This window comes from Neotabrizicola shimadae, assembly GCF_019623905.1.
GTDB classification, from domain to species: Bacteria; Pseudomonadota; Alphaproteobacteria; order Rhodobacterales; family Rhodobacteraceae; genus Neotabrizicola; species Neotabrizicola shimadae.
Genome location: NZ_CP069370.1, coordinates 3,378,700 through 3,391,960 on the forward strand (window position 1 = coordinate 3,378,700; position 13,261 = coordinate 3,391,960).

Here is a 13,261-nt window from a genome sequence, read left to right on the forward strand (position 1 = left end):
TTTACACAATGGGAGCGCGGCCATGCGGATCGTCTTCGTCCATCCGAACTATCACTCCGGCGGGGCAGAGATCGCGGGTAACTGGCCGCCGGCTTGGGTGGCCTATCTAGCGGGAAGTCTGAAGAGCGCAGGCTTTGACGATATCCACTTCATCGATGCGATGACTCACCACGTGGGGCACGATGCGCTACGCGCGCGTTTGGCGGAGTTGAAGCCCGACATCATCGGTTGCACCGCCATCACACCTTCGATCTACGAAGCCGAAGAGGTGCTGAAGATTGCGTCAGAGGTGGCACCACGTGCCTTGCGAGTTCTGGGCGGCATCCATGCGACCTTCATGTTCCGTCAGGTCCTGTCGGAAGCGCCGTGGATTGACGTCATCGTGCGGGGCGAGGGCGAGGAGATCATGGTCAACCTCGCAGAAGCCGTGCGTGAGGGGCGTTTCGACGAGGACCGCCGCAAGATTCGGGGGCTCGCCTTCCGCGATGGTGAGGAGATTGTTTCAACCCAGGCCGCGAGCACCGTGAAGAACCTGGACGGCATAAAGCCCGACTGGTCGATCCTGGAATGGGACGCCTACATCTACATTCCTCTGGGCGTGCGGGTGGCCATCCCGAACATGGCGCGGGGATGCCCCTTCACTTGTTCCTTCTGCAGCCAGTGGAAGTTCTGGCGCGACTATCGCGTGCGTGACCCGAAGAAGGTCGCAGACGAGATCGAGGATCTGGTAGCGAACCACGGCGTCGGCTTCTTCATCCTGGCCGACGAGGAACCCACCATCAACAAGAAGAAGTTCGTCGAGTTCTGCCAGGAGCTGATCGACCGCGGGCTGAACAAGCGGGTGAAATGGGGCATCAACACCCGGGTCACCGACATCTACCGCGACCGTGACATGCTGAAGTTCTACCGCGAGGCGGGGCTGGTGCATGTGAGCCTTGGCACCGAGGCCGCGGCGCAACTGAAGTTGGACCTGTTCAACAAGGAAACCACCGTCGCGCAGAACAAGGAGGCGATCCGGCTTCTGCGCGAGGCCGACATCTTCACCGAGGCGCAGTTCATCGTCGGGCTGGACAACGAGACAGCCGAGACGCTGGAGGAGACCTATCGCATGGCGTGGGACTGGCAGCCCGACCTCGCCAACTGGTCGATGTATACACCCTGGCCGTTCACACCGCTGTTCCAGGAAATCCGCGATCAGGTCGAGGTGTTCGATTACTCAAAGTACAACTTCGTGACACCGATCATGAAGCCCGCAGCGATGACACGCGGGGCGCTTCTGGAGGGGGTGCTGAAGAACTATCGCCGGTTCTACATGAAGAAGGCGCTATTCCATTACCCTTGGCGCGGAACCGGCTTCCGTCGGCGCTATCTGCTGGGATGCCTGAAGGCCTTCCTCAAGGCCGGTGTTCAGCGCAGCTTCTATGACCTTGGCAAGCACGGCTACTTCAAACCGGTCAAGCGCGACAATCTGGATTTCGGCTTTGACGAGACGCGGGGGATTGCCGAGGCACAGATGGCGGATTGGGAAGCCTCAGCTGACAAGGCACGCAAGCATCGCGAGCGGCAGGAGGCCGTGCGAGCGCAGATGAAGGAGCGGGCCGAGGAACGGAAAGGGTTCAGCATGCCCGACGAGAAGGTCATGGCCTGCGGCGGTGGTGCGCAGCAGATGGTCGAACCGGCCGAGTAACGGCATGTCCTGCCACGAAATCGAGGCGAACCTCGCCCGGATCGGGCCGAATGCGATCTTGCAGGCCGTCGCCGTGATCGACCGCGAGATGGGCCCAGAGGCGCGCAGCCGGTTGATGGCCATGGCCAAGGTGAATTTGCCGCCCCCGGACTCGGGCATGATTCCGGAGTGTGAAGCGCGCGCCGTGCATGACGCGATCCGCGAATTGCCAGAGGCTCGGAAGATGCTGCGCCTATCCGGGCTGTCGACCGCGGATTACATTCTGGCCAATCGCATCCCGGCCCCGGCACGACTTGCCATCCGTTCCCTGCCTGCCGGGTTGGGAGCACGGCTTCTGTCCGCAGCCATACAGCGCCATGCCTGGACCTTCGTGGGCTCGGGGCGCTTCCGCATCGCGGGCACGGGGCCCCTGACCTTCGAAATTGCCGACAATCCTTTGCGGGCTGCCCGATCCGATACCCCCGCCTGCCACTGGCACGCGGCGGTCTTCGAGAGGCTGTTCGCCACGCTGGTCTGGCCCGGTGTGCGCGTCGAAGAGGTCACATGTGCTTCGGCAGGCGATGAGTGCTGCCGGTTCGTCCTGCATGCGGCGCGGGGCCGCGCGGACCATGTCCAGTCCAATTTACACTAGCGCTTGCCCGACTCCCAGTTGTCATGTTTACTTGACACATGAGCGCCCTTGAAAGTCTGACACCCCGCAGTCTCCCCGAGCCGCGCGCGATGCTGCGGCTGATCAAGCCGGTTACCTGGTTCCCACCCATCTGGGCCTATCTTTGCGGATCGGTCAGCGCCGGCGTGCCGCTGGCGGCGCATTGGCCATTGGTCCTCTTGGGCATGGTTCTCGCCGGCCCCATCGTCTGCGGCATGAGCCAGGCGGCAAACGATTGGTGCGACCGTCATGTCGATGCGGTGAACGAACCCGACCGACCGATCCCGTCCGGCCGCATCCCTGGCCGATGGGGCTTGTGGATCGCCCTTGCGATGACAGTGTTGTCACTGGCGGTCGGTTGGTTGCTTGGTCCGTGGGGCTTTGGCGCCACGATTGTTGGCGTCCTGGCCGCCTGGGCCTATTCGGCGGAACCGATCCGGCTGAAGCGGTCGGGCTGGTGGGGGCCCGGCTTGGTGGGCCTGTCCTACGAGGGCCTGCCCTGGTTCACCGGCGCTGCCGTGCTGTTGCAGGGCGCGCCCTCCTTTCAGACAGTGATGATCGCCCTGCTGTATGCCCTCGGCGCGCATGGGATCATGACGCTGAACGATTTCAAGGCTTTGGAAGGTGACCGCCTGCATGGGGTCCGATCCTTGCCCGTGGTCCTTGGCCCGGAAGTCGCCGCGAAGATCGCCTGCACCGTCATGGGCCTGGCCCAATTGCTTGTGGTTTCGCTCCTTGCGATCTGGGGCAAGCCTTGGCACGCATTGGCGGTGCTGGCGCTGCTCGGCGGTCAGGTCTTGGCTATGCGTGTGCTGTTTCGTGACCCGAGGGGCAAGGCGCCCTGGTACAACGGGACGGGTGTCGTGATGTACGTCACAGGCATGATGATCGCGGCCTTTGCGCTCAGGGGGTTGGCATGAAACTCAGCTGGCTTCAGATCATTCGCCTTGGCCTCGTTCAGCTTTGCCTGGGCGCCGTCGTGGTCCTGACGACCTCGACGCTGAACCGGCTGATGACGGTGGAACTGGCGCTGCCTGCGGTGCTGCCCGGTCTTCTGGTGGCCCTTCACTACGGCATCCAGATCAGCCGACCCGCCTGGGGGCTGCGCTCGGACACGCGGGGCAACCGGACGCTCTACATCGTGGGTGGCATGGCGGTCCTGTCGCTTGGCGCCTTCCTCGCCGCCTTGGCGATTACCGTGATGGGTGCGCACTTCTGGGCGGGTATGGCGCTTTCCGTCGTCGCATACGTTTTGATCGGCCTCGGCGTCGGATCCTCGGGCACATCGCTTCTCGCACTCCTGGCCACAGCAACGGAACCCCGCCGCCGCGCGGCGGCCGCCACCATCACCTGGTTGATGATGATCTTCGGCATCGCCGCGACGGCTGGCACGGTCGGCGCGCTACTCGACCCCTATGGCCCGGCACGCCTGCTGTGGATCGTTGGCACTGTTACACTCGGCGCCGTGGTACTGACGGCGGTGGCAGTGGCGGGGATCGAGAAGCGCGTTCAGGCGGTCAGCGGAAGCGAGGAACGAGTGGCCCTACGGCAGGGTCTTGCCGAGATCTGGCGCGAGCCTAAGGCGCGGTCCTTCACGCTTTTCATATTCCTTTCCATGACCGCTTACTTTCTGCAGGAACTCATCCTCGAGCCCTATGCCGGCCTTGTCTTCGGATTCACGCCCGGGCAATCCACGCAACTTTCCGGAATGCAGAATGGCGGTGTATTCTTGGGAATGCTGACCGTAGGCATTGCGCTTACCGGTTTGCGGCTCGGCTCCTTGCGCGCCTGGGTGATCGGAGGCTGCCTTGGGTCTGCTGCGGCATTGGCAATCCTGGCCGGGGCCGCCGGGGCGGGACCAGAGGTACTGCGCGCAGCGACCATGGCACTTGGCTTCTTCAACGGGGTCTTCGCCGTGGCGGCCATCGGCGCAATGATGGCGCTGGCAGGCGAGGGCCGAGAGGCGCGTGAGGGTGCGCGCATGGGAATGTGGGGGGCAGCGCAGGCCCTGGCGGCCGGATTCGGCGGGCTTCTCGGGGCCGGTGCGGCGGACGCGCTACGGCTGGTCCTGCCCGATGCTACGGCATTCGGCGCAGTATTCCTGGCCGAGGCGGCGTTGTTCGTCATCGCCGCGCTGATGGCCGCCGGGGTCGTCTCGGCTGCCCGCCAATCGCCGAAAGCTGTCATTGCGGGGGAATGAGATGCGCTACGATGCCTTTGTCGTCGGCGGGGGGCCGTCAGGCGCCACAGCTGCCGAGGATCTGGCCCGCGCCGGTCGTCGCGTCGCGCTTCTGGACCGGGCGGGGCGGATCAAGCCTTGCGGGGGCGCCATTCCTCCACGCCTGATCGCGGATTTCGACATCCCCGACCATCTGATCGTGGCGCGCATCCGCTGCGCCCGCATGATCTCGCCAACCGGCCGTGCCGTGGACATCCATATCGAAGGCGGCTTCGTCGGCATGGTGGACCGCGAGGATTTCGACGAGTTCCTGCGCGACCGCGCCGCGATGCGGGGCGCCGACCGGTTGACCGGTACCTTCCTTCGCATCGAGCGCGAGGCTGATGGCCCGGTCGTAGTCTGGCGGGAAAAGGCCACGGGCGAAGAACGCCGGACACCCACCCGTGTGGTGATCGGCGCCGATGGCGCGCGGTCCTCGGTGGCACGGGCAGAAGTGCCGGGCGGCGACAGCATCCCCTACGTGATCGCCTATCACGAGATCATTGCCGATCCATCGGGCCTGGAAGGCTATGACCCGGATCGCTGCGATGTGGTCTACGACGGGCGGATTTCTCCTGACTTCTACGGCTGGATCTTCCCACATGGGCCACGCGCTTCTGTCGGAATGGGAACCGAAAAGCCCGATGTGGACTTGAAGCGGGCGACCGCGGACCTGCGCGCCATGTCCGGGCTGGGCGGCTGCGAGACCCTGCGCCGCGAGGGAGCGCCCATCCCGCTGAAGCCGCTGGATCGGTGGGACAACGGCCGGGACGTGGTGTTGGCGGGTGATGCGGCGGGGGTGGTGGCGCCGTCCTCGGGCGAGGGCATCTTCTATGCCATGGCTGGCGGGCGCGCGGCAGCAACGGCTGCTCAGGCATTCCTTGCCTCGGGCCGCGCGGCAGACCTGAAGCTCGCCCGCAAGATGTTCATCAAGGAGCACGGCACCGTGTTCAAGGTGCTGCGCTCCATGCAGGACGCCTACTACCGGGATGATACAAGGCGCGAGCGCTTCGTCAGCCTATGCCATGACATCGACGTGCAGCGCCTGACCTTCGAGGCCTATATGAACAAGCGTCTTGTCGCGGCGCGGCCCATGGCGCATGTGAAGATCGGGCTGAAGAACCTGGCACATTTGATGGGCCTTGTGCGGCCCGAATGGTCATGAAGCCGGAGGCGCGCCCCGCCATGCAGATGATCCCCGCCTTCGTCGATGGCCGGCTCGAGCCGGTCGAAAAGCTGGAGGTTCACCGTCGCGGGTTGCGGCATCCGGCGATTTCGGTCTTCGTGACACGCGACGGGGCGATCCTTTTGCAGCAGCGGGCGCTGACCAAGTACCACACGCCCGGTCTTTGGGCGAACACCTGTTGCACGCATCCGCATTGGGGTGAAACCGCAGCTGACTGCGCCGCCCGTCGGCTTGACGAGGAGTTGGGCTTGGGTGGGCTCGCGCTGCGACCTGCCGGTGTCGTGGAGTACCGAGCCGATGTGGCGGGCGGGTTGACCGAGCACGAAGTGGTCGACATCTTCACGGCCGAAGCGCCGGCAGGGGTTGAGCCGCTTGCGAACCCCGATGAAGTGTCAGCGACGGCATGGATGACGCTGCCAGAACTGCGCCGCCAGATCGCGATTCGACCTGAACGCTTTACGCCGTGGCTGCGCATCTATGTTGCCGAGCACTCTCAGTTGATTTTCGGCGAATCGCTGCTGAACTGAAGCGCCTCGAGCAACAATCCTGCCAGGCCGTCAGCACGTTCCTCGTGAACGATGTGGCCGCCCTCGACATCAATCACCCGTCCACGAACAAGGCGCGTTGCGACCGCATGCGATACGCGTGGCGGGACCGTGCGATCATCCCGCGCGGCGATCAGCACCACGTCCGATGACAGGCCCGGCAGCCGCGCCAGCAACGGATCAAGGTTCCAGCGCGCCATCATGCCGAGCGCACCCGCCACGTGGTCTGGGTCGCGCACCAGCCGAACGTAAAGGGCGACAGTCTCATCATCGACCTTGGAGCCGGTTCCGTCCAGAAGATCGCGCACACGTGCCTCGCTGCCCATCAGTGTGGAGACCGTTCTGGGCACAAAGGGCAGCGCCGCCAACCCGCGGGCGAGTACAGGGAAAAGCAACCCGGCGGGCCCTTCGAAGGCACCCACTGCGGCGTTCAACCCAACCACCCGCGGCACTGGGCGCAAGAGCGCCATCTGCAATGCGATCGCCGCGCCGGCAGAGTGGCCGAGAATCGCCCGAGGCGCAGCGCCGAGGCTTTCGCACAGCATCCAGAGATCCTCGGCGATCCGGTTCAGCGAAAGTCGGTCGACAGCGCCGCACCGGGTACAGCCCTGGCCCGGCAGATCGGGGATGATCAGGCGAAAATGCTGCGCAAGTCCGGGCGCCGTGCGGCGGAAGCTGTGTCCTGATGCACCGAGGCCATGCAGCATCAGCACTGCCGGAGCGTCAGGCGACCCAAGTTCTGCCACCCACCAGTCATGCGGACCAGCGCGCAATCGGCGCGCCTGCAGCCGGAACGGCCAGGTCGCGGGAAGCTCGCGCGGGTCCATATCTAGCGCTCCAGGGCCGACTCCAGGACGCCAGCCAGCCGCCCTGCCGTCGCGCGGGGCAAGGCGATGTAGCGCGCACCCATGCCCATCGCAATCTGGGCAAGCCGCGGGTTGGGACGCTGGCCGACGTCGATCACCAAAGCCGATGTGCCCGCCTTTCGGATGGCGAGCGCCATCTGCAACGACTGCGCATCGGCCAGTTCCCGGTTCGGTCGCCCATCCAGCGCGACGTTGCATTTGCCGTCCGTCAGCACGGCAATGGTCGGCGTCATGCCGCGTCCGCGCGCCCGTGTCGCTGTATCCAACGCAAGCTCCAGCCCGCTTGCCAGCGGCGTTCCCCCGCCGCCAGGCAGGCCCCGCAGGCGTTGCCGGGCCTGAACCAGGCTTCGACTGGGAGGCAGCAAGAGATCGGCGCCCGTTCCGCGAAAGGTCAACAGTGCCACATGATCGCGCCGACTGTAGGCTTGGGCCAGCAGCATCTCCACCGCGCCCTTTGCTTCGGCCAGGCGGGCAACAGCTGCGGATCCCGATGCGTCGACAGCGAAGATCAGCAGGCGGTCCGAATGGTCTTTGCAGCGCCGGATGTGAAAGTCTGTTGGCGCCACCAGAAGGGCCTGGTTCGCACGATTCGGCCAAGCACTCCGTCGCACTGCCTGCCACGGCGCTGCGCTGCGAAGCGTGGCAACCAGATCAAGACGGGCCTGCATTGACGGGCGTGCACGGCGTGGCGACAAAGGGCGCCCCCTGCGGTTGCCGGCTCGGGCCGCGCCGGAACCGGTAGCCCCCCGGCCTGACCTCGACAATCGTCCGGCATCAAGCTGGCGCAGAACCTCCTCTGGAAGCGCAGCGCGCGCTGCGGCGACCAGGATGTCGGCCGCGGCGCTGTCTTGCCCTTCTCGTTGCGTGCTGTCGCTTCCTGGTTCGGGCGGAGGCTGCAAGGGCGGGGGCTCGGCGTCCGGCGCGGGCGGGACCGAAGCGGCGCGGTGCGCCAACGCGAACTCGGCAGCTTGCGCGAGGTCGGGAGGCTCGACAACGTCGCGCCCGGCAAGCGCCGCAAGGATTCGTGCGGTGGTCAGGGCAAGCGTGGGCGCACGCAGCGAGTCGATCCCCAAGGCATCGCAGGCCGCGACCAGATCGCGCACTGCGGTGTGGGGCACCTTGACCATGGGCAGGCGCCGACGCGCTGCTGCAATCAACTCGGGATCCGGCAGAATTGGTGCCTCGTCCGGCCCATCCGGGCACAAGAACAAGGCCAAACGATCCGCCAAAGCGAGCGGGAGCCCTTCCGATTCGTCGGCGGCCTCGTCCAGCGCAATCACCGCGTGATGGTGACGGTCCAACGCTTGAGCAAGCCGCGCGGCGAGCGCCGCGTCACATCGTTCTGCCATCGGGAGGATCATGACAGCGGGACGGTCCAACAGTCCGGGTCGCGAAACAGGCGAACCGGAGCCGAGAGTCGAGGCGATGTCCAGTCCACCGAACAACGCTTCGTCCCCCGCATTGGGCGGCAACCGCAGCAAGGGCAAGGGCAGGGAAAGCCGCCGCAGCGCCTCGATCAGCCTCAGCCGGGCAGGGCCGGCCCGGCTGCGCAACCACAGGCCGCCAAGAGCAACCGGATCAACGGCCAAAACGGCCAGAACGGTGGTTGTCGCATCGCCTCCCATCTCAAGGCAGCGTTTCAGAAAGGGCGCGGGCCACTCGGGCAGTCGACCCGGCCTCGTCCAACGGGTCACGGCGCAGACGGTGGGCCAGCGCCATCGGCGCTACACGGCGCAGATGGGCGCGCGTGACCGCAGGTGCCGCCTCAAGTGCCGCAAGGGCACGCCCGGCTCGCAGAAGCGTCAACTCGCCGCGCACGCCATCGGACCCAAGAGCGATGCACAACGCCGCGCAGTCATGCAGCGCCGTGTTGGGCGCCTGGATCTGCGAAAGGCGCGGCCGGGCAGCAAGGATGTCCTCCCGCAGACCCATATCCTGTGGACGCCAGTTCGCAAGGAACGCATCCGGGTCCATGTCGAAAGCGTCGCGCCGTCGGATCACCTCGACCCGGGTCTCGATGTCGCGCGGGCTGGTCACTTCTACGGACAGACCGAAACGGTCCAGAAGCTGCGGGCGCAGATCTCCTTCCTCCGGGTTCCCGGATCCGACCAACACAAACCTGGCCGGGTGCCGGATGGACAGCCCGTCACGCTCCACAACGTTCTCGCCGGATTGGGCGACGTCCAGCAGAAGATCGACCAGATGATCCTCCAGCAGGTTCACCTCGTCGATGTAGAGATACCCCCGGTTCGCCCGCGCCAGAAGACCGGGCTCAAAGGCCTTCTCTCCGCGTGCGATGGCACGTTCTATATCCAGCGCGCCGACGACCCTGTCTTCCGAGGCGCCCAGTGGCAGGTCCACGACAGGCGTCGGCCGCCGGACGATGGTCGAAGAAGTCAGCGTCACCCATTCCGGCACCTGTTCCGGGCGCGGCGAGTTGACAGGGCATCCCTCGACTGCTTCGATCTCGGGCAGCAGGGCAGCCAGCGCACGGACAGCCGTGGACTTGCCAGTTCCCCGGTCACCGAAGACGAGAACGCCCCCGATGGCCGGATCGACCGCCGTCAGCAGCAGGGCCAGCTTCATGTCGTCCTGCCCGACGATGGCCGAAAACGGGTATGCCGGTCGAGCTCGAACCCCATCAGAACGCGGGTGAATCCGGGCGATGGCCTGTGTCATGCGGCTTCCCTTTCTGCAAGTTTGTCCGCAAGCGGATCGGTCCCGCCCCAAAGGCCTTCGGACCCCAGGATGCGAAAGCGGGCGTAAAGTTCCTCGGCGAACCAGTTACCTTCTCGGACAGCCCTGATCGCTTCGGCATGGGGGCCTTTCGCGCGGGCGAAAGCAGCCATGGTGGTGCTGTCAGGCCAGATCGAGAAGGTGACCTGATGCAGAAGCGGCATCTCACCGACTCCGATCTTGAACAGCACATCGGGGTTCTTGCCGATGGCGGACGAGATATCGGGAACCCTCTGCCAGAACCGCAGTGCACGGCTGGGGCGAAGCGTCGCCCGGGTCAGCGCCGCGACGGGACCGCTGACGGCTTCGCTTCTGCCGCTTTCACCAAGGAACGGGCTGACGCCAGACCAGCTTCCCCTGACCGATAAGGGATCAAGGAACACGGTCCAGACCTCGCGTGCACGCGCACGCCACCTTTGCCAGACGGGCGAGTCGGAAACCGCATCCCGGGCTGCCTTTTCCGAGGCCCAGACAGCAACGATGGCCCAAACCTGCCAGTTCGGCCGAGGGGTAAAGCCTTCTCCGGTACCAGACCCGCAAAGCTTGAAGAATCGAAGCCGGGAGTCCTGTCGCAGCGCCCGACGGGCCAGCGCCATCTGACCGATCACCCAGAGCCGCGACATCGGGGCGGTAAAGCGGAACAGGCTGAGGGTGGCAACCGGAATGGCCGGATCCTCCGAGAAAGTGTAAATCCAGTGTTACACCCGGCTGGAAAAAAGGAAAGATGTAACTCCCTATCACGATGAGGAGTCCTGACAGTTGTAAATCAAACTGGACGCCTTATGATCCAGGACATGACAAAGCCCTCATCAACTCCTGATGCTGCCGGCCGCGCCGTGGTCGTGGGGGCGGGGCTCGGTGGCTTGGCCTCGGCCATGCGGCTTGGCGCAAAGGGCTGGCAGGTAACCGTCGTCGATCGTCTTGACCGGCCGGGTGGCCGCGGCTCATCCATCTCACAGGGCGGCCATCGCTTTGACCTGGGCCCCACCATCGTGACGGTGCCTCAAACGCTGCGAGATCTCTGGTCCGCCTGTGGGCGAGACTTTGACAGGGACGTTCAGCTTGTGCCGATGGACCCCTTTTATCGGATTCTCTTTGCCGACGGCGAAACCTTCACGGCACGCAAGGATCCGGCGGCCATGCAGGCCGAGGTTGCACGCATCAGCCCGGCCGACCTTGCTGGATACATTAGGTTCCTGAAGGACAGCGAGACACGCTACCGCTTCGGCTACGAAGACCTCGGGCGGCGCCCCATGCACAACTTCATTGAGACGTTGAAGGTCATTCCGCGCTTTGCCATGCTGCGGGCCGACAGATCTGTCCATGCCCACGCGGCAACACGGGTCCGCGACCCGCACCTGCGCTTTGCCCTATCGTTCCATCCCCTGTTCATCGGTGGCGATCCTTTCAACGTCACGTCCATGTACGTGCTTGTCAGCCACCTGGAGGCCGCATTTGGAGTGCACTACGCCATGGGCGGCGTCCAGGCGATTGCCGACGCCATGACCAAAGTGGTGACCGATCAAGGCGGCAACGTGATTTCCGGGGGCGAGGTTGACGAAATCCTGGTGCAAGGGGGCCGCGCTTCCGGTGTGAAGCTCACGGACGGACGCCACTTTCCGGCCGAGGTCGTCGTTTCGAACGCCGATGCCGGGCATACCTATGACCGGCTGCTGCGAAACCAGCGCCGCCGTCGCTGGACGCCGGCCCGCCTCAAGCGGTCGCGCTGGTCCATGGGGCTTTTCGTCTGGTACTTCGGCACCAAGGGCACCCGACACCGATGGCCAGAGGTCGGGCACCATTCCATCGTGGTCGGCCCGCGCTACCGCGACCACATCCGCGATATCTTCATCTGCGGTCGGTTGGCGGATGACATGAGCCTTTATGTCCACAGGCCCAGTGTCACCGATCCTTCCTGCGCCCCCGACGGCGACGATACGTTCTATGCCCTGTCTCCTGTACCTCATCTTGGCCATGACAATGGAGTGGACTGGCAGGTCGAGGCCGAACCCTACAGGAAGAAGGTCCAGGCCGTGCTGGAAGAGCGTCTCTTGCCTGGTCTTTCTCTCCACCTGACAGAGAGCCTGGTCTTCACTCCCGAAACCTTCCGCGACCGCTATCTTTCTCCGCTTGGCGCCGGCTTCTCGATCGAGCCGCGCATCCTGCAATCGGCGTGGTTCCGCCCGCACAACCTGTCAGAGGAATTGCCGGGCCTATACCTGGCCGGGGCCGGCACCCACCCCGGCGCAGGTGTTCCGGGCGTGATCGGCACGTCGGAAATCCTCGCTCAGCTTGTGCCTGATGCGCCGCACCGCGCCGCAAACCCTGTCGCCTTGGCAGCCGAATGATCGCGTCGTCTGACATGGAGGCCTGCCGGGCCATGATCCGCACCGGGAGCCTGTCCTTCCACGCGGCCTCCCGTGTGCTGCCTTCGCGGGTGCGCGATCCGGCGTTGGCACTTTATGCCTTCTGTCGCGTTGCTGACGATGAGGTTGATGAGGGTCATGACAAAGCCGCCGCCGTGCTGCGGCTTCGCGACCGACTGGACCTGATTTATGCCGGTCGCCCGCGCAACGCACCATCCGACCGCGCCTTCGCGGCCGTTGTGGCCGATTTCGAGATGCCCCGCCTCCTGCCCGAGGCTCTGCTGGAGGGCCTCGCCTGGGACTCGCTGGGCCGCCGTTACGAAAGCCTGTCACAGCTGAAGGATTACTCTGCGCGTGTTGCATCCTCTGTCGGCGCGATGATGTGCGTCCTGATGGGGGCGCGCGATGCCGACATCCTTGCGCGCGCCTGCGATCTTGGCTTGGCCATGCAACTGACCAACATCGCCAGGGACGTGGGCGAGGATGCCCGGGCCGGCCGGCTGTTTCTCCCGCTTGACTGGCTGACAGAGGATGGCCTGGATCCGCAGGTGTTCCTGAACGCACCCGCTCCTGCACCGGCCATCCGGCGGGCGACCGAGCGCCTGCTGGACCATGCCGACCGCCTTTACTGGCGTGCGGCTACGGGCGTTCGCTGCCTGCCCCTGGACTGTCGGGCCGGTATCCTGTCCGCAGGCCATGTCTACCGTGCAATTGGCGCCGAGATCGCCCGCGCCGGGCACGACAGCGTCACCCGCCGCGCACGGACGACACGCGGCCGCAAGGCAGCGCTCATGCTCTTGTCGGCGACCCAGGCCGGACTTGGCGCCCTGCTTCCGATTTCCGCCCGGCTTCACGCCGCGCCGGAACCTGAGGTGGCCTTTCTTGTGGATGCCGCGGCACGTCGGCATCCCGTTGCTGCACGGTCAGAGTCCTTGCTGGCGGTCCTCGCCCAACTGGAAGCACGGGATCGTGGACTTGCGTGACCTGCGTCGCGCTTGGCGCCGCGGT

General features: G+C 65.3%; 12 protein-coding genes. 8 read left to right on the plus strand and 4 right to left on the minus strand.

Features of this window, described 5'->3' with window-relative positions:
• Positions 1 to 22: 22 nt before the first annotated feature.
• From bchE to idi, 6 genes are read left to right on the plus strand one after another with little or no spacing between them, the layout of a single operon-like run.
• The gene (gene bchE, locus JO391_RS16395; RefSeq protein ID WP_220661514.1) at positions 23 to 1,687 is read left to right on the plus strand and encodes a magnesium-protoporphyrin IX monomethyl ester anaerobic oxidative cyclase; all 1,665 of its coding nucleotides are present in this window, start codon (positions 23 to 25) and stop codon (positions 1,685 to 1,687) included.
• A 4-nt stretch (positions 1,688 to 1,691) separates the two neighbouring features.
• A complete protein-coding gene (bchJ, locus tag JO391_RS16400; RefSeq protein WP_220661515.1) occupies positions 1,692 to 2,318 on the plus strand; it encodes a bacteriochlorophyll 4-vinyl reductase in 627 nt (208 codons plus the stop codon).
• 38 nt (positions 2,319 to 2,356) lie between these two features.
• Positions 2,357 to 3,256, plus strand: a complete 900-nt coding sequence (gene chlG, locus JO391_RS16405) for a chlorophyll synthase ChlG (protein ID WP_220661516.1) — start codon at positions 2,357 to 2,359, stop codon at positions 3,254 to 3,256.
• Complete coding sequence (locus JO391_RS16410; RefSeq protein WP_220661517.1) at positions 3,253 to 4,536, plus strand: BCD family MFS transporter; 1,284 nt, start codon at positions 3,253 to 3,255, stop codon at positions 4,534 to 4,536. Before chlG ends, JO391_RS16410 begins: the two co-directional genes overlap by 4 nt.
• Before the next feature lies 1 nt (position 4,537).
• On the plus strand, positions 4,538 to 5,719 hold the full coding sequence (locus tag JO391_RS16415; protein WP_220661518.1) for a geranylgeranyl diphosphate reductase: 1,182 nt from the start codon (positions 4,538 to 4,540) through the stop codon (positions 5,717 to 5,719).
• A 20-nt stretch (positions 5,720 to 5,739) separates the two neighbouring features.
• Positions 5,740 to 6,267, plus strand: a complete 528-nt coding sequence (gene idi, locus JO391_RS16420; RefSeq protein WP_259444728.1) for an isopentenyl-diphosphate delta-isomerase — start codon at positions 5,740 to 5,742, stop codon at positions 6,265 to 6,267.
• Here idi and bchO read toward each other — a convergent pair.
• The 4 genes from bchO to crtA are packed head-to-tail and all read right to left on the minus strand — an operon-like array spanning position 6,234 to position 10,510.
• Positions 6,234 to 7,112 carry an alpha/beta fold hydrolase BchO gene (gene bchO / locus JO391_RS16425; protein WP_220661519.1) on the minus strand — a complete coding sequence of 293 codons (879 nt, stop codon included), beginning with the start codon at positions 7,110 to 7,112 and terminating at the stop codon, positions 6,234 to 6,236. The genes idi and bchO overlap by 34 nt on opposite strands.
• A 2-nt stretch (positions 7,113 to 7,114) precedes the next feature.
• Positions 7,115 to 8,776 (minus strand): magnesium chelatase subunit D, encoded by a 1,662-nt coding sequence (locus JO391_RS16430; RefSeq protein WP_220661520.1) that lies wholly within the window; start codon positions 8,774 to 8,776, stop codon positions 7,115 to 7,117.
• A 1-nt stretch (position 8,777) separates the two neighbouring features.
• Entirely contained in the window at positions 8,778 to 9,830 is a 1,053-nt protein-coding gene (gene bchI / locus JO391_RS16435; protein ID WP_220661521.1) for a magnesium chelatase ATPase subunit I, read from the minus strand.
• Positions 9,827 to 10,510: a spheroidene monooxygenase gene (gene crtA, locus JO391_RS21800; RefSeq protein WP_375155671.1), complete on the minus strand. Its 684-nt coding sequence runs from the start codon at positions 10,508 to 10,510 to the stop codon at positions 9,827 to 9,829. Before crtA ends, bchI begins: the two co-directional genes overlap by 4 nt.
• A 171-nt stretch (positions 10,511 to 10,681) precedes the next feature.
• Between crtA and JO391_RS16445 the strand changes: the two genes are divergently transcribed.
• Together JO391_RS16445 and crtB are read left to right on the plus strand one after the other, a co-directional pair.
• Positions 10,682 to 12,235 carry a phytoene desaturase gene (locus JO391_RS16445; protein WP_220661522.1) on the plus strand — a complete coding sequence of 518 codons (1,554 nt, stop codon included), beginning with the start codon at positions 10,682 to 10,684 and terminating at the stop codon, positions 12,233 to 12,235.
• Complete coding sequence (gene crtB, locus JO391_RS16450) at positions 12,232 to 13,236, plus strand: 15-cis-phytoene synthase (RefSeq protein WP_220661523.1); 1,005 nt, start codon at positions 12,232 to 12,234, stop codon at positions 13,234 to 13,236. Before JO391_RS16445 ends, crtB begins: the two co-directional genes overlap by 4 nt.
• Positions 13,237 to 13,261: the final 25 nt, after the last annotated feature.